Annotated in this window: 15 protein-coding genes and 2 pseudogenes; 4 read left to right on the top strand and 13 right to left on the bottom strand. The window is 51.7% G+C overall.

Going from position 1 to position 24,345, the window contains the following annotated elements:
- Nucleotides 1–26: 26 nt before the first annotated feature.
- The gene (locus BQ7483_RS16430) at nucleotides 27–608 is read right to left on the bottom strand and encodes a DUF3109 family protein (protein WP_072546627.1); all 582 of its coding nucleotides are present in this window, start codon (nucleotides 606–608) and stop codon (nucleotides 27–29) included.
- A gap of 325 nt (nucleotides 609–933) precedes the next feature.
- Nucleotides 934–2,451 carry a 2,3-bisphosphoglycerate-independent phosphoglycerate mutase gene (gene gpmI, locus BQ7483_RS16425; protein ID WP_072546626.1) on the bottom strand — a complete coding sequence of 506 codons (1,518 nt, stop codon included), beginning with the start codon at nucleotides 2,449–2,451 and terminating at the stop codon, nucleotides 934–936.
- Between the two features lie 186 nt (nucleotides 2,452–2,637).
- Here gpmI and BQ7483_RS16420 point away from each other — a divergent pair, with 186 nt between their 5' ends.
- A complete protein-coding gene (locus BQ7483_RS16420; RefSeq protein ID WP_072546625.1) occupies nucleotides 2,638–4,857 on the top strand; it encodes a TlpA family protein disulfide reductase in 2,220 nt (739 codons plus the stop codon).
- A gap of 235 nt (nucleotides 4,858–5,092) precedes the next feature.
- Nucleotides 5,093–6,019 (top strand): magnesium transporter CorA family protein, encoded by a 927-nt coding sequence (locus BQ7483_RS16415; RefSeq protein WP_072546624.1) that lies wholly within the window; start codon nucleotides 5,093–5,095, stop codon nucleotides 6,017–6,019.
- Between the two features lie 4 nt (nucleotides 6,020–6,023).
- Here the strand turns inward: BQ7483_RS16415 and BQ7483_RS16410 are convergent, their stop codons facing one another.
- A complete protein-coding gene (locus BQ7483_RS16410; protein WP_072546623.1) occupies nucleotides 6,024–6,629 on the bottom strand; it encodes a ribonuclease HII in 606 nt (201 codons plus the stop codon).
- Between the two features lie 91 nt (nucleotides 6,630–6,720).
- Here BQ7483_RS16410 and BQ7483_RS18095 point away from each other — a divergent pair.
- Together BQ7483_RS18095 and BQ7483_RS16400 are read left to right on the top strand one after the other, a co-directional pair.
- A pseudogene (locus tag BQ7483_RS18095) lies at nucleotides 6,721–6,966 on the top strand (LysO family transporter); the annotation flags it as partial.
- A gap of 75 nt (nucleotides 6,967–7,041) precedes the next feature.
- Nucleotides 7,042–7,641 (top strand): LysO family transporter, encoded by a 600-nt coding sequence (locus BQ7483_RS16400; protein WP_072546782.1) that lies wholly within the window; start codon nucleotides 7,042–7,044, stop codon nucleotides 7,639–7,641.
- Nucleotides 7,642–8,279: 638 nt separating this feature from the next.
- On the opposite strand, the gene BQ7483_RS16395 is transcribed toward BQ7483_RS16400, so the two are convergent.
- The 10 genes and pseudogenes from BQ7483_RS16395 to BQ7483_RS16350 all read right to left on the bottom strand — a co-directional run bounded on the left by BQ7483_RS16395 (nucleotide 8,280) and on the right by BQ7483_RS16350 (nucleotide 24,341).
- Nucleotides 8,280–10,361, bottom strand: coding sequence for a glycoside hydrolase family 97 protein (locus BQ7483_RS16395; protein WP_072546781.1), 2,082 nt, complete (start codon nucleotides 10,359–10,361; stop codon nucleotides 8,280–8,282).
- Nucleotides 10,362–10,442: 81 nt separating this feature from the next.
- Nucleotides 10,443–11,858: an alpha-galactosidase gene (locus BQ7483_RS16390; protein WP_072546622.1), complete on the bottom strand. Its 1,416-nt coding sequence runs from the start codon at nucleotides 11,856–11,858 to the stop codon at nucleotides 10,443–10,445.
- A gap of 6 nt (nucleotides 11,859–11,864) precedes the next feature.
- On the bottom strand, nucleotides 11,865–13,193 hold the full coding sequence (locus BQ7483_RS16385) for an alpha-galactosidase (RefSeq protein ID WP_022019551.1): 1,329 nt from the start codon (nucleotides 13,191–13,193) through the stop codon (nucleotides 11,865–11,867).
- A 24-nt stretch (nucleotides 13,194–13,217) separates the two neighbouring features.
- A complete protein-coding gene (locus tag BQ7483_RS16380; protein ID WP_072546621.1) occupies nucleotides 13,218–13,676 on the bottom strand; it encodes a SusF/SusE family carbohydrate-binding protein in 459 nt (152 codons plus the stop codon).
- A 28-nt stretch (nucleotides 13,677–13,704) separates the two neighbouring features.
- Nucleotides 13,705–15,444 (bottom strand): RagB/SusD family nutrient uptake outer membrane protein, encoded by a 1,740-nt coding sequence (locus BQ7483_RS16375; protein ID WP_072546620.1) that lies wholly within the window; start codon nucleotides 15,442–15,444, stop codon nucleotides 13,705–13,707.
- A 23-nt stretch (nucleotides 15,445–15,467) separates the two neighbouring features.
- A pseudogene (locus tag BQ7483_RS16370) lies at nucleotides 15,468–18,452 on the bottom strand (SusC/RagA family TonB-linked outer membrane protein).
- Between the two features lie 159 nt (nucleotides 18,453–18,611).
- Nucleotides 18,612–20,300 (bottom strand): DUF6377 domain-containing protein, encoded by a 1,689-nt coding sequence (locus BQ7483_RS16365; RefSeq protein WP_162274263.1) that lies wholly within the window; start codon nucleotides 20,298–20,300, stop codon nucleotides 18,612–18,614.
- An 88-nt stretch (nucleotides 20,301–20,388) separates the two neighbouring features.
- On the bottom strand, nucleotides 20,389–22,590 hold the full coding sequence (locus tag BQ7483_RS16360; RefSeq protein WP_072546618.1) for a sodium-translocating pyrophosphatase: 2,202 nt from the start codon (nucleotides 22,588–22,590) through the stop codon (nucleotides 20,389–20,391).
- Between the two features lie 101 nt (nucleotides 22,591–22,691).
- Nucleotides 22,692–23,012: a heavy metal-binding domain-containing protein gene (locus BQ7483_RS16355; RefSeq protein WP_072546617.1), complete on the bottom strand. Its 321-nt coding sequence runs from the start codon at nucleotides 23,010–23,012 to the stop codon at nucleotides 22,692–22,694.
- Between the two features lie 90 nt (nucleotides 23,013–23,102).
- Nucleotides 23,103–24,341, bottom strand: a complete 1,239-nt coding sequence (locus BQ7483_RS16350) for an aminotransferase class V-fold PLP-dependent enzyme (RefSeq protein ID WP_072546616.1) — start codon at nucleotides 24,339–24,341, stop codon at nucleotides 23,103–23,105.
- Nucleotides 24,342–24,345: the final 4 nt, after the last annotated feature.

Below are 24,345 nucleotides of genomic sequence, written 5' to 3'. Positions count from 1 at the left end.
GTGCCATCACTTCCTTACTTCATCTGTTACAACATCCCCTGCTTCTCCAGCTCCTCCGCCGCGATCTCCAGTTCCTTGTACCACGCCTCGCCGAACTTGCGGACGAGGGGTTCGCGCAGGAACTTATAGACAGGCACATTCTCCTTGCGCCCCAGCAGGACGGCGGCCTTGCAGACGTCCCAGCGGTGGTAGTTCACTGCCTTGTAGGGACCGTAGTCGCCCACGCGGATGGGATAGAGGTGACAGGAAACGGGCTTGTAGAAGTCGGTCTTGCCTTCGCGAAAGGCTTTCTCGATGGCGCAATAGCAGCAGCCACGGTTGTCGTAGCAGGTGAAGACACAATCCTTGTTGTTGACAATGGACGTGACGAGGTCGCCCTCACAGTCGGTATACACCACCCCCTGACGGTCGATGACGGCCCGCGCTTCGGGGCTGAGGTCGTCCCATATCACGGGGAGCACTTCTTCGAGCTTCTCCACTTCGTCCAGTTCTACCGGCGCTCCGGCATCTCCCTCGATGCAACACTCGCCCTTGCAGGCCGACAGGTCGCACAGAAACTTCTCGCGCAGCACGTCGAGACTTACCACTACATCGTCTATCTGTATCATAAATTACCGTTCTTTTATCAAAGTCTTTCTTCACAATCGGTCGCTTGCATAAACCGTTATAAATCAAATATATATCAGTTTATTTCAGTTTACAGAAAATAAACTCTCAGTTTAATGCGGATAAACCAACAGTTTAAACGGACTAAACTGGCAGTTTAAACGGAGTAAACTGACAGTACAAAGGCTTTAAACTGACAGTACAAACGGGGTAAACAATGCCCTTTGTGAATAAAGACAATCCTTATAAAATACAAGGGCAGACAGAAGGAATCTTTTCATCAGCACCTTCTGCCTGCCCTCTATTCATTTATAATCTTCCGATCAATTACTTAATCAAGTCCTTGCCGGTCATCTCGGCGGGCTGAGGCATGCCGAGGATGTGGAGGATGGACGGAGCTACGTCGGCCAGCACACCGTTCTCTACCTTGGCGTTCTTGTTCTCCGTCACGTAAACGAAGGGAACAGGATTCAGCGAGTGGGCGGTGTTGGGCGTACCGTCGGCGTTCAGAGCGTGGTCGGCATTGCCGTGGTCGGCAATGATGATCACCTCGTAGCCGTTGGCCTTGGCAGCCTCAACGGTATCGCGGACGCAGTTGTCGATGGCAACGACTGCCTTCTCGATGGCTGCATAAACGCCCGTGTGGCCCACCATGTCGCCGTTGGCGTAGTTCACCACGATGAAGTCGTACTTCTGCGTGCCGATAGCCTCCACCAGCTTGTCCTTCACTTCGTAGGCGCTCATCTCGGGCTTCAGGTCGTACGTGGCAACCTTGGGCGAGGGAACGAGGATGCGGTCTTCGTTGGCATACGGAGTTTCACGGCCGCCGTTGAAGAAGAAGGTGACGTGCGCATACTTCTCCGTCTCGGCGATGTGGAGCTGCGTCTTGCCGTTGTTGGCCAGGTATTCGCCCAGCGTATTCTGCACGTTCTCCTTGTCGAAGAGGATGTGTACGCCCTTGAACGATGCGTCGTAGGGCGTCATGCAGTAGTATTGCAGGCCGGGGATGGTGTGCATGCCCTGCTCCGGCATATCCTGCTGGGTCAGTACGATGGTCAGCTCCTTGGCGCGGTCGTTGCGGTAGTTGAAGAAGATGACCACGTCGCCTTCCTTGATGGTGCCGTCAAACGAGCCGTTTACGATCGGCTTGATGAACTCGTCGGTCACGCCTTCGTCGTAAGACTCCTGCATGGCCTGTACCATGTCGGTAGCCACCTTGCCCTGTCCGTTGACGAGCAGGTCGTAAGCCTCCTTGATACGCTCCCAACGCTTGTCGCGGTCCATGGCGTAGAAGCGGCCCACGATGCTGGCGATGCGTCCGGCCGACTGTGCGCAGTGGGCGGTCAGCTGCTCGATGAAGCCCTTGCCGCTCTTCGGGTCGGTATCACGGCCGTCCATGAAGCAGTGGATGAAGGTAGTGTCCTGCAGGCCATATTCATTGGCGATGTCGCAGAGCTTGAACAGGTGGTCGAACGAAGAGTGTACGCCGCCGTTCGAGGTCAGACCCATGAAGTGGATGTTCTTGCCATGTTCCTTGGCGTAAGAGAAAGCGGAAACAATCTCCTTGTTCTTCAGGATGCTGCCGTCGGCGCAGGCACGGTTGATTTTCACGAGGTCCTGATAAACGATGCGTCCGGCACCGATGTTCAGGTGGCCCACTTCGGAGTTACCCATCTGACCGTCGGGCAAACCTACGTTCTCGCCGCTCGCCTGGAGCTGTGAGTGCGGATAGTTGGCCAACAGACTGTCCCAGTAAGGCGTGGGAGTGTTGAAGATCACGTCATCCTTCTGATGGTCGCCACAACCCCAACCATCGAGAATCATTAAAAGAGCTTTCTTTGCCATAATGCTTAAAGTATTTAAAGTTTGAATCAATCTTATTTTCCGACCGCAAAGTTACAAAAAAAGATGCGTATGTAAAGGATTAATCTATGTTAAGTTAACACCCCTTCCGAAGGTTGTCTGAAAAGAATCCTTACTTTTGTACGAAAATCAAGTACACATAATCAACACTGATACCATATGAACCCAATGAAAAAAATCTTTTGCAGTCTTTTGTTTCTTTTGTCGGGACTCCTGCTGACGGCACAAACCATCGAGAACCCCACATTCAAGGCCCGCAACGGCAGCGTCCACAACATCACCCGCATCGAACGGACGCCCGAGTGTACCAAAGTCTATATCCACGCCATCTTCCGCCCGCATTGGTGGATTATGGAGAACGGCGACAGCTATCTGGAAGATGCCGCCACCGGTAAACACTATGCACAAACGGGCGCCGAAGGCATCGAGCTGAAAAAGGAAACCTACATGCCCGACTCGGGTGAAATGGATTTCGTACTACTGTTCGAGCCGCTCCCGTCGGATGTACAGACCATCCACCTCATCGCTCCGAATGATACGGAAGGTAATACTTATGACATCTCGCTCGTCCCCGCTCCCAAGGATAAGCAGCCCTTGAAGTCGGTGGAAGGCAACTGGTTTGCCGACGACACACAAGGCCGATGGGCGTATGGCATCTACGACTCACTCGTCATCGCAAACAACCGTCTGTACGACCTGAAGGAATGTCGCAAGAAAGGCAAACGGCTGATACTGGCTGCACAAAGCCGCGCCGACGGCTCTTCCGTAACGCTGCAGCTGACACCCCGCAAGGACGGTTCCTGCCTCATCGCCCTTGACGGCGGCGAAGCGCAACGCTACGTCCGCACCCGCCCCGACACACCTGCCGTGGAAGCCGACAACGGCTATGGCGACGACTTCTTCCGCAGCGACAGCGTCTGCCTGCAAGGCTATCTGGACGGTTACGACCCGCGGCTGGGCTTCGACAGCGGCATCCTGTATCTGGAAGACAATATCATCAGTCAGGAATATCCCGTGGTTGTTCCCATCAAGCCTGATGGTAGTTTTCAGTGTAAATTCGTCCTGCAACATCCCATCTGCCACAACTTGCTACTCAACAACAACTGGATACCCTACTATGCCGAGCCGGGCGACACCGTCACCCTCTACCTGAGCTGGGAAGACCTCATGGCACGCAGCCGGGCACGCGACAACAGCTATCTGCTCCCTCATACAGCCCATATGGGAAGAAGAGCCGACCTGTCTTATCTCGCCACTACGCTGAGCAAGTATTTTGAATATCCATACGCCAAACAGGACAAGGCGCAAAAGACACTGACGCCTGCCCAATTCCAGGAAGAAATGAAACCCGTTGTGGCCCAATGGCAACAGCAGGCCGACTCGCTCTGCCGCCTCTATGCCCCTTCGCAAAAAGCCGCGTCGCTGATACGCAACCACATGAACCTCCAAAAAGGAAGGTATTTCCTCGATTTCCAAATGATGCGCAGTTTTTATGCACAGCAAGACAGCACCAACCAGGCACTGAAGGTACAGCCCGACGCTTCATACTACCATTTCCTAAAAGAGATACCTTTGGATGAACCGTCGGCATTGGCAGATTTGTCTATTGGAATCTTCATCAACCGCTTTGAATTCATGAGTCCCCTTTCAGCAGCCTATCAGGATCAGAAAAACATGCAGAACGATGAAGCTTTCCAGGCTCTGCCCAGCGACGAAAAGATGCTACGGCTCCAACTGAGATTTTATGAGAAAAAAGACAGCATTATCAACAGCCTGTGCGCCACGCCCTCGCCCTTGCTCTGGCAGGTAGCCTGTGTACGTAACCTGCGTTCTACGCTGTCCAATGTATTAAAGCGGCGACAGGATGCCGAAGTCTTCCTCAGCCGGGTGGAGAAGACCCTTACCCATCCCTACCTGCGAGCCACGGCCCGCAACCTGCTGGACGAGCTGTGTCCCGAAAACCGACCTGCATCCTATCAGCTGCCCGAGGGAAAAGCGACCGACATCTTCCGCCGCATCATCGCTCCTCATGCGGGCAAGGTATTGTTTGTCGACTTCTGGGCCACCACCTGCGGTCCCTGCCGGGGAGGCATACAAGCCACAGCCGACCTGCGCAAGCAATACCGCAACCATCCCGAATTCCAGTTTGTCTACATCACCAGCGAAACCGAATCGCCCGAGAAATCCTATACGGACTATGTGGAGAAGCACCTGAAAGGCGAAGCCTGCTACCGCCTGACGGACACGGAATACAAGTACATGCGCCAGCTCTTCCAGTTCAACGGCATTCCGCATTACGTTGTGGTGGAGAAAGACGGCAGCATCTCTACCGAGGAAGTGGGTACCCACAACCTGGCCGACTTCCTGATACGGCGTTTCGGGGACTAACAATGAAACCGACAGCAGCACCGTAAAATTGAAACAAAACCTAAAAAACAGAATCGGAGGCACCGCAAATGCCTCCGATTTTCTATCTTTACGCCGCAAAAATAAAATTGAGAACAACAGATATGGACGATTCAAACCCTCGAACGTGTAACAACAGTATGAATCCCTAACCGCGAACGGAGACCTTCTGCATCGCCAGCCTCCGTACGCAACCTAAGAAAGGAGGCCTTAACCGATGAGAAAGTATCTCTACAGCGAAAACGGTTTCGTTGAGAAACCTTTGTGGGCGCCCAATTGCTGGGTAAACGTAGAATGCCCCGACCACGACGATTTCCAGTTCCTCACCCGCGAGCTGAATGTTCCCGAATCTTTCCTCGAAGACATTGCCGACGCCGACGAACGGCCGCGTACCGAAACCGAAGGCAACTGGCTGCTCACCATCCTCCGCATCCCCATGCAGAGCAGTAATCCGCAGATTCCCTTCATCACGGTGCCCATCGGCATCATTACCAACAACGACATCATTGTTTCCGTCTGCTATTACCGCACGGAGCTGCTGCCCGACTTCGTCCAGCACACGCGCCGCAAGGGCATCGCCGTGAACAACAAGCTGGACCTCATCCTGCGCCTCATCTACTCCTCGGCCGTCTGGTTCCTGAAGTACCTGAAGCAGATCAACAACGAGGTGGCCAACGCCGAAAAGGAACTGGAGAAGAGCATCCGCAACGAAGACCTGCTGCGACTGATGAAGCTCCAGAAGACACTGGTCTACTTCGACACCTCCATCCGCGGCAACGAGGTGCTGATAGGCCGGCTGAAGAACATCTTCCAGAACACCGGCATGCTGGACATGGAACTGCTGGACGACGCCGTCATCGAACTGCGCCAGGCCTACAACACGGTGAACATCTACAGCGACATCCTCACTGGCACAATGGATGCTTTTGCTTCCATCATCTCGAACAACGTGAACGACATCATGAAACGCATGACGAGCCTCAGCATCACACTGATGATACCCACTGTAATCGCCAGTTTCTACGGCATGAACGTAGACATCCATCTGGATTCGTTCCCCCATGCTTTCCTGTTCATCGTACTACTGTCAGCAGCCATCTCGGCAGGGACATTCGTGTGGTTCAGGCGAATCAAGTGGTTCTGATATCTCAACCGAAGTCCAGGGAGAGCTGGCCGTCACCCAGCAAGTTGAACGACAAACGATGATAGGACGTCGTGCCATGCTCAGCAATAGCGGCACGATGCTCTTTCGTGGGATAGCCCTTATTGCGGTTCCATCCGTAGCAGGGAAACTCTTCGTGCAGGCGGTTCATGTAGTCGTCGCGGTAGGTTTTGGCCAAGATGGACGCCGCGGCAATAGAAAGATACTTGCCATCGCCTTTCACTACCGTGGTATGGGGAATATCTGGGTACTTACGGAAACGGTTGCCGTCGATGAGCAAGTGCTGCGGACGAACAATGAGCTGGTCGATGGCACGATGCATGGCCAAGAACGAAGCGTTTAAGATATTGATTTCATCAATTTCCTGCGGCGAAACGACACCGACAGCCCATGCTACGGCTTCACGTTCGATAACCTCGCGCAAGGCGTAGCGCTGATGCCCGGTCAATTGTTTGGAGTCGTTGAGCAGGTCGTTACGAAAATCCTTTGGCAGGATGACAGCAGCGGCATAGACAGCTCCAGCCAGGCAACCGCGACCGGCTTCATCGCAACCTGCCTCCGTCAGATCGGCATTCAGATAGGGAAGTAACATGGTCTTATAATCTTTTTACACGACGCAAAGATAAGAGGAAGCTGACAAAATATTGTTATCTTTGCCCCGTTTTTCAAAAGAATAATAAAAGATGTTCACAGTCATAGGACTCATGCTGACGGGAATGGTTGCCGGTTTTCTGCTACGCAGACACCGTTTAAAGGGCATCCAGCGTTTCATCACCATCCTCATCTGGCTATTGCTCTTCCTGCTGGGCGTAGAGGTAGGAGGCAACAAAGATATCATACAAGGCCTGCACACCATCGGGCTGGAAGCCATCCTGCTGACAATAGGCGGCACACTGGGCAGTGTAACAGCGGCCAAACTGTTGTGGCACATGCTCAACAGACACAAAAAAGCACAAGAGCAGACTTCTTCCGATGCGACAAAGGGTAGCGGCAACCTGCAAGCCCTGAAAGGCAGCCTTGTCATTGTCATCTTTTTCGTTCTGGGAATCATCAGCAGCTTATTCCATATCCTGCCTGCACAACCGGGCAGCCACATCAGCTTCTACGCCCTCTGCGCACTGATGACCAGCGTGGGCATCAGCGTCGGCAACGATCCCCAAACACTGAAAAACTTCCGCACGCTCAACCCGCGACTTATCTTCCTCCCCGTCATGACCATTGTGGGCACACTGGCGGGCACAGCCGTTATAAGCCTGCTGCTGACCCACCGCAGCCTCACCGACTGCCTGGCCATAGGTTCCGGCTTCGGCTACTACTCACTGTCGAGCATCTTCATCACTGAATACCGCGGAGCCGAACTGGGCACCATAGCCCTGCTGGCCAACATCAGCCGCGAAATCATTACCCTACTGGCAGCACCACTGTTGGTACGCTGGTTCGGGCGTCTGGCACCCATTTCGGCCGGAGGTGCCACCACAATGGACACCACGCTTCCCATCATCACCCGCACTTCGGGACAAGAGTTTGTCGTAGTGTCCATCTTCCACGGGTTCACGGTGGACTTCAGTGTACCATTCCTCGTAACGTTGTTCTGTTCACTTTAAAAGCACCCCACAACATCCACCGATAGGAAAACATAGTATATTTTCATCGGGGGAAAGGAATAATTTGCATCTAAACATCCAATACTTTACACCGCAAAAGGTAATGCGCCGCCACAACTCTTCACACCACTAAATAGAGCTAAAGGCTACTCTTAGTCGATTATCTCGGAGAATACTAACAAGTATCAAACGAAAACATTATAGGCAGGGGCAATATTTCGCTTCAGCCATTATGACTAAAAACAGGAAACACACAAAAATACGAATAAAAACAGAGACAATCCACAGTAGTTTACAGCCAACTTGGCAAGAGTTAACTCGCAGCATGATAACAGTTAGTTCACAGCATGGTATCAGTTTACTCCTTGGTTACGACTTTCCTAAGCCATGCAAGTATCCGTCAAATGGAATTCAATTGTCTATACATTTCCATAAACAACAAAAAACGGACGGTTCGAAAAGCATTTCTTGCCATATTTAAACAAAAAGAGATGCTTCACAAACCATCCGGGGGGAATATTTAACAAATTCAAAATAAGCAATCGTACAATCCACATTACTAACCATCTACCCCACTTGCACGAACAAGAGAAAAAGAGCAAGAACACAAACGATTGCTTCCTCCTATAGTAGGAAGATTATTGAGGCCGTATACTGATGGCATATCCACCACCTGCCGCCGTCCAAATCTTCAGTTTCGTCTTAGGAGACACTTTCTTAGTACTGATGACATAGTTTTGAGGATTCTCTTTATAATGAGCATCTTTACCGTCCTGATAGATGATCGCCACATACTTGCCTGCCGGCAAGAAATTGAGGTTAATGACCGAAATACGGGGTTGTTCACCGTTGGTACCGCCCACAAACCACAAATCTTTTCCTTTGGCCTTGCGTGCCACGGTGACATACTCCATCGGTTCAGCCTCCAGATACCAGCTTTGATCCCAATCCACTTCCACGTCTTTAATGAATTGGAAGGCATCCATAAACCGTTCGTAGGTTTCGGGTAGGTCGGCTGCCATCTGCAACGGGCTCGACATGCTGACGTACAGCGAGAGCTGGTTGCACAACGTTGTGTTTACCCACGAAGAGTTGTTGGGGTTGTACTTCTTTATGTCGTTTTCAAACAGGCCGGGGGTGTAGTCCATGGGGCCGCCTATCAGTCGTGTGAAGGGCAGGATGGCCGTGTGGCCGGGCTTGCTGCCTCCGAAAGCCTGATACTCGGAACCGCGCGCCGACTCGTTGCCGATAAGGTTGGGATAAGTGCGGCACAAGCCGGTGGGGCGCACGGCTTCGTGGGCGTTGACCATAATCTTGTATTCGGCCGCTTTCTTCACGGCATACAGGTAGTGGTTCACGTGCCATTGGTTGTAGTGGTTCTGTCCGGGAGGAATGATGTTGCCCACATAGCCGCTCTTCACGGCGTCGTAGCCGTTTTCTTTCATAAAGCGGTAGGCCTCGTCCATGCGGCGCTCGTAGTTGCGGATGGAAGACGAGGTCTCGTGGTGCATAATCATCTTGATGCCTTTCTGCCTGGCATAGTCGCGGATGCCCGGCAGGTCGAAATCGGGATACGGCGTCACGAAGTCGAACACTTCGTCCTTGGCGTTGCCGAACCAGTCTTCCCAACCGATGTTCCATCCTTCCACCAACAGGGCGTCGAAGCCGTGTTTTGACGCGAAATCAATGTACCGCTTCACGTTTCCGGTTGTGGCGCCATGGCGTCCGTGGGGTTTCAGTTTGGCATAGTCTGTCTGGCCCAAGTGGATGTTGGGCGCATCGTAAGTGTAGCTCCACTCGCTCTTGCCGGTAATCATTTCCCACCAGACGCCCATGTACTTGCAGGGCTTTATCCAGGATGTATCTTCCAGCTTGCAGGGCTCGTTCAGGTTCAGCGTGACGCGCGAAGCGAGGATGTCGCGGGCGTCGTCGCTGACAATGACCGTACGCCAAGGCGTGCGGCAGGCCGATTGCATGTAAGCCTTGTCGCCGTTGGGGTAGGGCGTAAGCCAGGAGGTAAAGACAAAGTTCTTGTCGTCCAGGTCGAGGTGCATGCACGGATAGTCCACCAGAGCGGCTTCGTGCAGGTTGATGTACAGGCCGTCGTCGCTCTTCAGCATCAGGGCCGTCTGTACGCCGGTGGGCGAGAAGCTGGTTTGCGACAGGTTGCCGGTGATAGAACCTGTCATTAGGCCACGTATCTCGCTCAGGCGACTACGTGTGTAGTCATACTCCTGCGTGTCGTAATCACCTGGAATCCACCAAGCAATGTGGTCGCCTGTCATAGCAAACTGCGTACATTCGTCGGTGATGACAAAATAGCTCAGGTTACGCTGTTGCGGAAACTCGTAACGGAAGCCCAAGGCGTGGTCGAATACACGGAAACGGATGTTCATCAGCCGCTTGGAAGAGGTTTGCTCCAGTTCCACCAGCAGCTCTTTGTGATGGTCGCGTATTTCGTTCTCTTCGCCCCACACGGGTTTCCACGTCTCGTCTTTCTCGCTTTGGGATGCTTTCACCAGCCTGAAATAATCTACCAGGGCCGTGCCGTCCTTCAGCCGGAAGCCCATCCCGCTGGGTTTGACCACATCCTTGCCTTTATATTGCAACGAATAGCGGGGCGCTCCTCCTTCGCCCAGTTCGAAACGGAGGGTCAGGTTTCCGTCGGGCGACGTGACCGACTGTACTGTGCTTTCTTGTGCCTGTGCCAGTAAGCCCATGAAAGAGGCTGACAAGGCCAGGCAGATGGTTTTGAAAAAAAGTCTCATGTTGTTTGGTTTAAAATGATTACTCAAGATACGTTATTTCTTACTCAGTTTTACTATTTTGCAACCATGCGGAGGCAGCTCCACTTCCAGTCGCGAGGCTTCGCCTTCGTCGGTGTGTGTCCATAAGTCGCGCACGTCCATGCTGCCTTCGATGCCCAGCTCGGCAAACTCCACAGAACGTTTCTGCCTGCTGTCTTCGCGGTTGAAGAGCCCCAACACCCAATCGCCGTCAGAGAGTTGCCCGTACCATATCTGGCTTCGGCTGTCCCAGCGGTCGGCGGCAAGCGGCTTCCCGACAAAGCGGTCGGCGTTCAAGGCCAGCAGTTCGCTGTTCTGGTAGAAGCGGAGGTTGTCGCCTATCGTGTGATACTGGTCGGCCACGGTCACGGGGCCTCCGGCCATCAGTTGCAACGAGATGACCGACTGTTTCTCCTCGTCCGTGCCGAAGGTGCTCAGGCGGATAAAGTCACCGTCCAGAATCACGCCGTTCCGTCCGCTCACATCGGAGAAGTGGAGAAATCCGTCGAACATGTTCATGCTTGCGGGCCAGGAGCCGTAAATCTTCCCCCGTTCGTTGGCAGAGAAATGTCCCCACCCTCCATCGCCCGTATCGGCCACGATGCGCACCATGTTGCCGTAGCGTTTCTCCAGGTCGGCATGGTCGAACAGGTGAGGCATGACCAATGAAGTAAACACGCCGTACTTTTGTGCCGATTCGCAGATGTACTGCAAGGCCAGCCGATAGGTCTCGCGTCCGTAGCCACGCCCCACGACGCCCATTGAACGGTCTTGCCCGTTTTCATACCAGCTCAGGAAATCAATGCGGATGTAATCCACCCCCATTTCCGAAAAATGCTTGAAGAATCCGTCAATGTATTCCTTGGCGCCCTTATGTGAAGCTACCACCCAGCTGAACCAAGTGTCGTCATGCCCGGAATTATCTATCTTATCGCCCGACTTGTATTTTAGATCGCCAAAGGTCACGTCCGTGCCCGGTATCGGGGTGTCGTCGGGTCCGTGCAGCCACAAGGGGTTGTCGTAGACGCCCACTTTCAGACCCTTTGCCCTGCATCTGGCAATGAGCTCCTCCAGCGGCATGCTTCCATAACGGGTCATATATCCCGATTCATCGTCGGCTATCATCGGAATGAATCCGTCGGTGCATATCATGTCGTATCCGTAAGGCTTCAGGTCGCGTGCCACCCAGTCGATGATGTTGTCCCATTCGTCCGGGCTGATGTCCATATCCTCATTGGCCACTCCGTTCTTGCTCTGGTTCCAGCAATATTCGTACACACTCCAGTACAACGGGGCTTTGTAGACGTGAATGTCCGTTTCAGGCTCCTGCGGCTCCTGCAAAGAACCGCTTCCAGAATCCTGGCATCCTCCTAAAAGGAATGCCAGGACTATCATCAAAATACCCATATTGAAAACTGTTGCCAATTTCATCCCTAATTACTTTGTTATACGTATTACTTGGCAACTGTGAGGCTCTAACGTCACAGCATAGGAGCCTTCCATAGCGCCCAAGTCCTGATGTGTCCAGAGGTCGCGCACATTTCCCGCTTTTCCCGTTTCGATGCCCAGTTCTTTCCCGAAATCGATGCGGTATTCGTCCGCTGCATCTTCACGGTTGAAAAAAGCGACAATCCAATCGCCGCAAGGCAATTTCCCAATCCAGCGGGAACTGTCTTTGCTCTTGACATCCCGGGACAACGGTTGGGCACAGAAGCCAGCCTTGTTCAGTTCTATCAGCTCCTTGTTCCGATAGACCTCCAAGCACTCCTCCGTCGCCGTGTCAAACTGGTCTGAAACGGCCAGCGCAGACCCTGTGACAACCATCAACGAGAACAGGAAACGGCGTTCGTCCACATCGGCCATAGTGTTCATGCGCATAAAATCTCCGTCCATAATCAACCGGCCGGGGGCCGCTATGTCAGAGAATCCGATGAAGCCATCGAACGCATTGCCGTATTGCGGCCAGTTTTCCTGACGTTCGCCCCTCCGGCGTCCACTCACAAAGTCCCATCCGCCTTTGAAGCAATCGTCACTGATGCGTATCATGTCGCCATACGGTATTTCGTTCTTGCCGTGACTGAAACAGTTGGGCATCACCAGGCTGATGAAAATCTCATCGCCTGCTTCCTCCTTAATCCATTTCAAGGCTTGCACGTATTTGTCCGAACCGTAGTTCCGCTCGTAATTCTCCAGGAAGTCGATGCGCAGGTAAGTGGCCCCTAAGTCGATGAAATGACGCACATATCCCTTTATCCACTGCTCGGCTCCGGGACGGGCGGTATCCACCCAATACAAATCGGCGTTGAAACTGTTCTTCCCCACGATTTGGCGGGCGGTGGTTTCCGCGCCTGCCACCGGACAGTCTTGCTCCCACGCGGCACGTGTCAGCCACATCGGGTTGTAGTAGACGCCGAACTTCATCCCTTTGCCACGGATGTAATCACTCCAATAGCTGAAGTCATGCTGCCAATCACTGTTGTACTTGGTGATGTATCCGTTGGCATCTATCGTTTGCGCCTGTTCTATCCACCCGTCAGTGCATATCATATCGTAGCCATACGCTTTCAGATGCGTGTCCATCCAATCGATGTTTTTCTTGTAACGGTCTTCGGGCAGAGGCCGGTTGTTGTCGTAGCAATACTCGTAGGCCATCCAATACATCGGACCGCTGCCCTTGCGGGTAAACTTGCTGTCGCGGGAGTGGACGGGGAGGAAGTTTGCCAGAAGCAAACTTCCCAATAAGAATAGTCTAAAAACGAAGTTCATATACCATACAAATCGTTTTAGTAATTATTCGCCCAAATAAGATGCCGAGATGGTCCAGTTGCGCAGGTCGAAGGTCAGATTGTAGGTTCCCGCAGCGGTAACCTTCCACTTCAAATCTTCGCCTCCGGCGTACATCAAGAATACTTCGGCATTGATGCCGCTCTGGTTTATCTCACGTCCTTGCGTAATAGGATGTACGAACGGTGCATCCCAACTGCCCGTCACCAAGCAGCATTTCAACTCGCCGGTGTTCAGATGCCCTTCATACACGAAAATCAACGGATCAGCTTCCGTCGGTGTCAAAGCCGTAGGGTTGCTGATATCCCACCCTGCTGGAGTGGCATCGCCTACCATGTAAAACGTTTCGGTTTTAATCGGCAGATTTCCTTCGATGACAATCAAGTCTTTTTCTCCTTCGCAACCAGCCAAGGCTATGGTCAGCAGCAACACGGCTGCTTGTACAAAATGATATAGCTGTTTCATAAGAATAAGTCTTTTTTAGTTATAAAATTTATTTGTCGTATCCAGGATTTTGCTTCAAATTATGATTAGCATTCAGCACGTCGCGCGTAATGGCAAAAATCTCGGTATGATTATCGGAATCAGCCTCCTTATCCCACCAACATCCACTGTTGAACTGTCCGAAACGGATAAGATCAATGCGGCGGCGTCCTTCAGCAAAGAACTCGCGTCCCCACTCATCCAGCAATTCGCTCTCAGTAAGTTGGGCTTGTCCTTCGGGTGCATAAAGGTTACGTGTCCAGCTTTCCGCCGGATAGTTGCGCTTGCGCACACTGTTCAATAACTTGGCCGCTCCCTCTACATCACCTTGGCGGAATTTGCATTCAGCCAATGAGTAGACAATCTCAGCCAGGCGGATTTCAGTAAAGTCAGATTCCATCTGCTGGTCATCTTCGTCACTATAGAAAGGATACTTACAGAAGTGCCATCCTGAATTGTGATCGCCCGTTGTGAGGTTACTGGTCTTGTCGTCTGGATACTGTCCTTCGGGAAGTCCGTGGAACTTTCCAACGGCATCGCGGATACACAAATCATAATCTGAATTAGGAGAAGGTACATACTTCAGTTCACCGTTTTCATCCGTGTAGGGCAGTTTGCCGTAAAGGAACATTCCTTCACGAGTATTATTGCCCAAGTTCCTATACAATTTCAAACGTTCATCTTCAGGATATTTGCGGAACTTCTGGATAGGCATACCCAACGTGTACTCATACAAATTGCCACTCAAGTCATAGCTGGGTGAAGCAGCATACTTACAGTTATGATCACCCGCCTTTGCCTTGGAGTCGTTGAAGTAGAAACGGATGCGCGCCGGCACAGTCCACCAATAGGTATCGCCTTGATAGTGCCAATAAGAGTAGCCCTGTGATGCAGGGAATCCAAAGATGACTTCGTCGCATGTCTCGTTATTCCAATCGAACGGAGCATCCCAAGTGGCAGCCAATTCGTACTTGCCATACTTGCCGTCCAAGATTTCCTGAGCGTAAGTGGCACAATCGGCATAGCGGTTTTCGTCGATATAGGTCTCTGCATTGAGGTAAAGCCGTACCAACAAAGAGGCAGCCGCTGCTTTGGTCCATTGTCCCTGAATACCTTGATTACCTCCCAACGTCTCTTTCGTGGTCAGCAAATTCAAGCATTCTTTCAGCTCCGTCTCAATGAATTCAAAAATGACTTTCGGCTCTACTTGCCCTTCAGAGTTCAACGATACATCATTGAAGCTTACTGCCAACGGGACGTTGCGGAAAGCATCCAATAATCTCAGGTAAAACCAAGCTCGTAATGCTCGGCACTGTGCCTTGAGGTTGTTGAACTCGTCATCCGTAAAACCAAATTTCTCGGGCGATAACGAACTGAGGTCTTCAATCACATAGTTGGCCTGCATGATACCTTGGAAACATCCGTTCCATTCAGTCTGTGCATCGCCGTCTTCAATCGTCCACGTATGGTAATGCAAACGGCGCCAGCGCCCTCCGTCATCCCACCAACCGTCACGCGTCGGTGTTATCAACTGATCGGCCGAGAGTTCGTTCAAAACATGTCGAGACTGTATGCTCCAGAAAGCATGTTCAAAAGGACGGAATGTAGCACGTACCACATCCATCTGGGTATTGTAATAGTTCTGGGAACCCACTTGGTCGTAAAGGGTTTCATCCAAATTGGTGCAACCGGTTGCAAACACGGTAGCTAATGCCGTTGCGGCTATATATATCTTTTTTAAGACTTTCATATTCTTATTAATTTTAAGGAATCTTAGAAATCAATCTGCACACCTACAATAAACTGGCGGCTCGACGGATAGTAACTGCGCGAACCGGTACCCCCCGGATTCAGTCCGTTTACCTGATAGGTAGAAGGATCTACACCACTAAATTTAGTGAAAGTCAACAGGTTCTTCCCGGTACCATAAACACGTAATTTCTTCAGGTATTTCCATTGAGGATTGAAGGTATAGCCCAAAGTCAACATATCCAGCTTCACGTAATCGCCGCGCTCCAAGAAATAATCACTTACTACCGGGTTGGCAGTAATCTGTGCATTCTTCTCATAAGCTTTCTTCAGCACGTTACCAATGAAGCTCTTGGTGCCATAGTAAAAATCATGGATGTTAAAGATATCATATCCAAAAGCGCCACGGAAGAAAATGGAGAGGTCGAAATTCTTATAACGGAAATTATGAGTCATAGAGCCAGTAAACTTAGGAAGTCCGTTGCCTACAATCTGGCGGTCTTCATCCGTAGCCTGGTCGGCTTTAATCATATCTCCGTCCTTGTCATACACAATCCAGTTGCCCTGTTCATCGATACCGGCATATTTGAACATATAAAAGTTTCCTAAACGCTTCCCTTTCTCAATGCGCTGCAAGTAATGGAAAGGATAGGGATCCTCAGTACCCACTACGTCGTAGAAATCTTGTCCCACATATTCCGAGTTACTGAAATCAACAAACTCATTACCCATGGTCGAACCGACTACTGACACTGAATAATCAAAGTCTTTGGTCTTCACAGCATCCCAAGTAATATCTATTTCCAGACCAGTATTCTTCATTGTACCTACATTGACAAACGTTGTGTCAAACAAGTAGGGCGGAACCGACACTTTGTAATCACCCAACAAGTCTTGCTGACGACGGTTGAAGTAATTGATAGAACCGTACACTCGGTTCTTGAAGAGGGCAAAATCAATACCTATGTTCCAGTTCTTTCCTTTTTCCCATTTCAAATCAGGATTTACGTTCTTTGACGGACCCCATACCTGGAAATAGCGACCATTGTAATAGTAATAACCAAAAGACGACATTGTACTCAGTGACTTATAGCTGTCGAATTCTTGGTTTCCTGTTATACCGAAGTCACCGCGCAGCTTCAAATCATTAATCCAGTCAATACCCTTCATAAACGATTCTTCCGAAATACGCCATCCGAGTGAAATGGCCGGGAAGTTACCCCACTTGTTGTTAGCTCCAAACTTTGAAGAGCCTTCATGACGCAGTGAGGCTGTCATCAGATACTTGCCCTTGTAATCGTAACTGATACGGCCAAAGAATGCTATGAGTTTTGAATCATTCTTATAAGAGCCCATTCCCACTTCGCCTTCATCTTTAGCATATTCACCCGAGCCAATATTGTTGAATCCCAAACCATCGTTGGAAAAATCCTTGTTTGAAGCATTCAACCCGGAATATTGCGAATACTGGTAAGAATAACCGGCCATAGCCTTCAGGTTGTGGCCACCGAAAGATGTCTGGTAGTTAGTTATCCACTCCAATACGTGTTGGCGTTCCTTGCTATACGAGCGAGAAGCCTCTCCGTCACGTCCAGCATTTATACACAACGTACTGGTAGAAGGACGGAACCAGCCGTTAAAGTTGTCATATTGGTGATCGGCAAATGTGATTTGTGTGTTCAGCGAATGATTGCCGGTCTTGTCTTTCAGCAACAAAGGCAACAGGTTCAAACGGGCCGTAGCATCCCAGTCAAGCAACTTGGTTTCTCCTTTGTCTTCTTCCAAAGCCATCAGTTCCACAGGATTGTATCCTGCCGTCTGCCCTTGGAAGTTATAATATTTTGAAGGATCTTGAGGGTCACGAATTGGCGTGGTAGGATTGGCCTCAATAGCGTTGCGGAACACATCCCACGCTGCTTGGTCACGATAAGCGATACGTGGAGCGATGTTAACAGTAAACGTAAACAAGCCATCAGCCGTTGTATGGTTTAAAGAAGCACGTGCACCATATTCTTCACGCCCTGAACGAAGGTCGATACCGCGTGCATCGCGATAATCTGCACTTACACGATAGGAGGTACGGTCGTTTCCGCCACTTAAAGTCAGCGTATGCTGCATGCTAAATCCTGTCTGGCTTACGGCATCCAGCCAATCATCGTTACCCCCTAAATCATAACCTACCGATGAATCAGAACGCAAGTCGCGGTATTCTTGTGCAGTAAGCATATCCAGTTCTTTCTTCATCACATCGAACGAGAATGTGCCGGTATAAGATGTATGTATGCTGCCGTCCTTGCTACCTTTCTTAGTCGTAATCAGGATAACACCGTTGGAACCCCGTGTTCCATAAATAGCCGAAGCCGCGCCGTCTTTCAATATATCGAAACTGGCAATGTCATTTGGATTAAGATTTGTAAGATTACCTCCAGGCACACCGTCAATTACAATCAACGGGCCCAAACCTGCCGCACGCGACGAAACGCCACGTATCTGAATACTGGCTTGGTTGTTGGGGTCGCCCGCACCGGTATTGGTAATAGACACTCCGGGCACTTTGCCTTGAATCATCATGGTAGGGTCAATACTGCTCACGGCAAGAAAATCTTTTTGAGAAACGTGCGAAATGGCTGAAGTCAGTTCTTTCTTATCCATCGTACCTTAGCCAATAACCACCACTTCGGCCAACATCTCAGTGTCTTCACCCAAGGCAATTTTCAGCTCTGTACGCCCATTCACCGGCACTTCAACAGTTTTGTAACCAATGTAGGACACTATCAGCACATCATTTTTGCCTACTCCCTCGAGCACAAACTGCCCGTCTAAATCAGTAATGCAACCTTTTGTTGTAGATTTAACTTGGATGTTTACTCCAGGAAGTGTTTCTTGAGTAGCTGCGTCTGTCACTACTCCCTTTACGCTTAATTGCTGCGCCCACGCAGTTTGAGCCAGTCCTCCAAGCACAAACAACAAGCATAATAAAAAACCCAGTTTACGGAATTTTCTTCTCATAGCTTTACATTTTAAAGTTAAACAATGTGGTTCATTTGTTTACATGCAAAGGTAGATAAGATGTCTTCCAAGAGCAACTAATTTAGGTCATTTTAATACTACTTCTTACATTGCGCCACTATAAATCAGCTAAATACAAAATATTAAATCAACATAAAATTAAGATTCCCGAGGTTTACAAATACGCAAAATATGATTGTCAAATTCATCTTTTGAAACGAGCGATTTAGCTTTTACCTTAGCTTTGTAGACATAAATCGTATTTTGTGAAATATTCAGGTATTTGGCCACCAATGCCGTGTCGGCAATACCCAACCGCATTAAGGCAAAGATACGTACTTCGGTGGGCAACATGCCACTATCGGTCAGACAAGCCTGATATTCCTCTGGAAAGAGTTTGTTATATTCCTCCAAGAAAGTAGGAAACAGTTTCAAGAAGGCGGCATCAAACGATGAAGACATACGCTCACGCTCCTGCCTGATATTGATTCCGTTAATGATAGACAGCAAATCATCATACTGTTTGGCTTTCAGTTTACGTTTCAACTGCTTACACTTCTCCTCTACATCATTCACAAAGGATGAATCACCATACAACGACTGAACGATATAACTGTCTTTTATCTCATTAGCCTCTTGCAGCTGCATATTGATGACAGACAACTGCCGATTGACCGCATCACGTTCACAGGCCTTCCGCTCGACTTCATTCCTTGCCTCGCACAAGCTACGATTCTTTTTCTTCAAAATGACATACAAAACGGCTAACAACAGCAAAGTAAGCAAAACAAAAGCGCCGAAGGCAAATAGGAAATTCCGCTGGCGGCTCATCTGTTCGTAACGGCGGCTTTCTATCAGCGGCAATATGGAGTTGATTTCCATTTTACGAATACGCGTGTTATAGAAGTTGGCATCACTCTGTGCCCTATGCACATAGCGTGTCGCACGGTCAATGTCGCCTGCCTCGTACATATAAGAGGCAAGCGTCTTGCCGGCGGAAGTCTCACGCGTATTAGAGCGAATGTCATTAATGGCAGAAAGCGCCATGTAATAGGTGGCTTCGGCTCTCCGCCCCAACTTGTCGCACATTTCACCTATCATGAAACATTGCACTGCCTGATCGTGTAGCGACAACGAATACTTACCCAGCAACTGTTTCCGCCTCTCAATAATAGAAGCCGGCGGAAGGAACTCCACCGAAAGCATGTCTTTCGTGTAAGTCCTCCGGTATACGTCAGCGTTCATAGCGGCACTTGCCAGCACTTGATCACGAGCCTGTTCACGCAAAGACTCGTAATGTTGCCAAAGGCTGTCGTTATCTACCGAAAAATCACGCATATTCTGATATAAATATAGGCATTGCGCGTAATAATGCTCCAACATTTGGGGACTCAAGCCTTCCACCGAAAAACTTCTATTCATCTCGTCGGCCTCTTTGTAAAACCCTACTGCCGTATAACAAAACATCAGGCTGCTCTTGGCCAACGCTATCGACTCCGGCTGCTGCAACTTCTCTGCCATCCACAAAGAACGCACAGCGTACACGTAAGCCGAATCGTATTGATAATGTTTGTATTCTTCAAACAGCTCGTTACATAAAGCAAAAGTGTGTTGGTCATCAGCCGACTGATGCAACAGGCTCTTCAATGAAACCAGTTTTTCTTCCTTCTTTTGCGTATATGCATCACACTGGCTCATCTCGTAATCCAACACATTCAATATCGAATCAATATTCAACCCCGTAACATCCGCTTGTGCCCTACTGGCAAACGACATTCCAACCAGAACTAATAAGGCAAAACAATAATTTAACCAGAATCTTGAAACCATTTCTTCCTTAATAAACATAAAGAACAAACTCACAAGGTGATACACAGAAGACTACCTCACCTCGCCAACTTGTCTACTGAAACAAAATTACGTTGTCCACTCCTACTCAGAACACACTCCACGCCACCGTCAGCCCGGCCATCACAATGGCCACCATCGACATCAGCTTGATGAGGATGTTCAGGCTGGGGCCCGACGTGTCTTTGAACGGGTCGCCCACCGTATCGCCCACCACCGTCGCCTTGTGGACGTCGCTTCCCTTGCCGCCGAAGTTACCCTCCTCCACGTATTTCTTGGCATTGTCCCAGGCTCCACCGGCGTTTGCCATAAAGATAGCCAGCACAAACCCACTGCTCAGGCCCCCGATAAGCAGGCCCAAAACACCGGGAACGCCGAAGACAAGCCCCGTCACGATGGGCGCAATGATGGCGATGAGCGACGGGACGACCATCTCCCGCTGCGCGCCTTTGGTCGAGATGGCCACGCACCGTGCATAGTCCGGTTCGGCCTCTCCCGTGAGGATGCCCTTGATTTCGCGGAACTGACGGCGCACTTCGTCCACCATCTTCGCGGCGGCACGGCCCACGGCGTTCATCGTCAAGCCGCAGAAAAGGAAGGCCATCATGGAGCCTATGAACATACCTGACAGCACTTTGGGGTTCATTAAGGTGACATCGTAGTGGTGCATGAAGTCGAAGAAGGTAGCGTCCTGCAGCGGCACGGCACGGTCTCCTACGAGGATTTCCGTAGTGCCCAGACGGGTCAGTCCGATGCGGATTTCCTCAACGTACGACGCCAAGAGGGCCAAACCCGTGAGCGCCGCCGAGCCGATGGCAAAGCCTTTGCCCGTGGCGGCCGTGGTGTTGCCCAGCGAATCGAGGGCATCTGTGCGGCGGCGCACGTCACTTCCCAGGCCTGACATCTCGGCATTGCCCCCGGCGTTGTCGGCTATCGGACCGTAAGCATCCGTGGCAAGCGTGATGCCCAGCGTGGAGAGCATGCCCACGGCGGCGATGCCGATGCCGTAGAGGCCGAGGCCCACGTTGGCAAAATCGAAGCCCGAGGCAAACAGATAGGAGGCTATGATGCCTACCACCACGGCGACAACGGGCACGGCGGTAGAGAGCATGCCCAGCCCGATGCCGGAGATGATGACCGTTGCAGGCCCCGTTTGCCCGCTTTCGCTCAGGCGGCGGGTGGGCTTATAGGATTGGGAAGTGTAGTATTCCGTGGACCTTCCGATGACGATGCCCACGAGCAGACCCACCACGACGGAGCACGAAATCCACATCCAGTTGTCCAACTGCAGCATCCACATAATAAGAAAGGTGGCCAAAACGATGAGCACAGAGCTGAGGTTGGTGCCGAAAGACAGCGCTCCGAGCAGGTCTTTCATGGTGGCATTCTCACGGGTTCGCACGGCAAAGATGCCGAGGACGGAGAGCAGAATGCCTACGGCGGCGATGAGCATCGGCGCGATGACGGCCTTGTACTGCATCAGCGTGTCGCCGCTGTGTATAAAGGCTGCGGCGCCCAAGGCGGCCGTAGCGAGGATGGAGCCGCAGTAGCTTTCGTACAGGTCGGCACCCATTCCGGCCACGTCGCCCACGTTGTCGCCCACATTGTCGGCGATGGTGGCGGGGTTACGCGGGTCGTCTTCGGGGATGCCCGCCTCGACTTTGCCCACAAGATCGGCGCCCACGTCGGCCGCTTTCGTATAGATGCCGCCGCCCACACGGGCGAAAAGTGCCTGCGTACTGGCACCCATGCCGAACGTAAGCATGGTGGTTGTGATGATGCAGAGCTTGTGAGTGGGTATCAAAGCATCGGCGGGAACCACCGCATCGAGCAACAGATACCAGAAAGAGATGTCGAGCAGGCCCAGCCCCACTACGACCAGCCCCATCACCGCCCCGCTGCGGAAGGCGATGCGCAAGCCTCCGTTCAGCGATTGCCGTGCGGCATTGGCCGTACGCGCCGAGGCTTGTGTGGCGGTCTTCATGCCGAGAAAGCCCGAAAGGCCGGAGAAGAAACCGCCCGTAAGGAAGGCTACGGGCACCCAAGGATTCTGTAGGCCGAAGCCGTAGGCCATGACGGAGAAGAGGATGACCAGCCCGAGGAAGACCCAACCCACAACCTTGTACTGCTGCCGCAGGTAGGACATGGCGCCCCGGCGCACGGCCGCGGCTATCTTCTGCATCTGAGGAGTGCCCTCACTCTGACGCATCATCTGCCGGTGAAAGTACCAGGCAAAGGCCAGTGCCAGCACGGAAGAGGCCGGAACAAGCCAGAAAAGCAATGTATCCATAATATTTTTGCTTTGAGGTTATATAAAATAGTTCGGGCTAAATATAACAATTCAGCCCGAATAAAACAAAGATACTGGATGTTTTCCTATGGAAAGAAAAACTACTCGACGGTGACCGCCGTTCCGGCGGCCGTAACCATGAGCATGGAGCCGCTTCCGCCTACGGTTTCGTAGTCAAGGTCCACGCCGATGACGGCGTTTGCGCCCAGGGCACGGGCCTGTTCCTCCATCTCCCGCAGGGCAGTCTCCTTGGCTTCGCGCAGCACTTCCTCGTAGGAACTGCTGCGTCCGCCTACGATGTCGCGTATTCCGGCAAAGAAATCACGGAACACATTGGCACCTATTATCGTCTCTCCCGATACGATGCCGTAATAGCGGGTTATCTTTCCGCCGTCAATCATGGATGTGGTTGTCAGTAACATAGTGCATTTGTTTTAAAAGTTATCTGTATGTATCAGTCGAAAAAAAGGGCCGGAAAGTTGCATCCGGCCCCGTTTTTTTTCGGAAAAAAGTCAGAACATGCGGCTCACCCTCTCTACTCCGGCCACCAACGCATCGACTTCCTGCCGCGTGTTGTACAGGCCGAAGGAGGCTCGGACGGTGCCTTCGATGCCCAACCGTTGCATCAGAGGCTGGGCACAGTGGTGGCCGGTGCGCACCGCAATCCCCAGGCGGTCGAGCAATGTTCCCAGGTCGAAGTGATGAATGTCGCCCACGAGGAAGGAGATGACGCTGCCTTTCTCGGCCGCTTCTCCGAAGATGCGCATGCCGGGCACCTGCCTCAGGCGCTCCATGGCGTAGGTGGTGAGGTCGTGTTCGTGGGCGGCAATGCGGTCCATCCCCAGGGCGGTGACGTAGTCCAGGGCACGCGCCAGGGCGGTTGTGCCGATGTAGTCGGGCGTTCCGGCCTCGAATTTGAAGGGCAATTCGTTGAAGGTCGTTCGCTCGAAGCTGACGTGCTGTATCATCTCCCCGCCGCCTTGGTAGGGCGGAAGCCTGTCCAGCCAGTCCTCTTTGCCGTAGAGAACGCCCACTCCGGTCGGCCCGTAGACCTTATGACCCGAGAAGACATAGAAGTCTGCATCGAGGTCTTGCACGTCAACAGGCATGTGTGGGATGCTCTGAGCGCCGTCCACCAGGACGGGTACGCCGTGGCTGTGCGCCGTGCGAATCATCTCTTTGACGGGATTGACGGTGCCCAGCACGTTGCTTACGTGCGCCACGCAGACCAGTCGGGTACGCTCGGTGAAGAGCTCGCGGTAGGCATCGAGGAGCAGTTCGCCGCGGTCGTTCATGGGAATCACCTTGAGCACGATGCCCTTCCTCGCCTGCAAAAGCTGCCAAGGGACGATGTTGCTGTGGTGTTCCATGGTGGAAAGCAGGACCTCGTCGCCGGCCTTGAGGCAGGCTTCTCCGTAGCTGTAGGCCAGGAGGTTGATGCTTTCGGTGGTTCCGCGGGTGAAGACAATCTCGTTTGTCGAGCGGGCGTTGATGAAGCGGCGTACGGTTTCGCGGCTTGCTTCGTGCAGTTCCGTGGCCCTTTGGGACAGGAAATGGACGCCACGGTGCACGTTTGCGTTGACGCTGTAGTACTCTTCCGTGATGGCTTCTACGACCGCGCGGGGCTTCTGTGTCGTGGCTCCGTTGTCCAGATATACGAGGGGTTTGCCGTACACGGTGCGGCTGAGGATGGGAAAGTCGTCCCTTATGCGGTCCACCTCATAAGGGACAGGGGTTTGTTGTTCTGCCATTTTC

Origin of the sequence: Mediterranea massiliensis (assembly GCF_900128475.1) — a bacterium.
In the GTDB taxonomy this organism is placed as follows: domain Bacteria; phylum Bacteroidota; class Bacteroidia; order Bacteroidales; family Bacteroidaceae; genus Bacteroides; species Bacteroides massiliensis_E.
The sequence above is the reverse complement of the archived record's forward strand: the minus strand, read 5'-3'. Positions and strand labels throughout refer to the sequence as shown.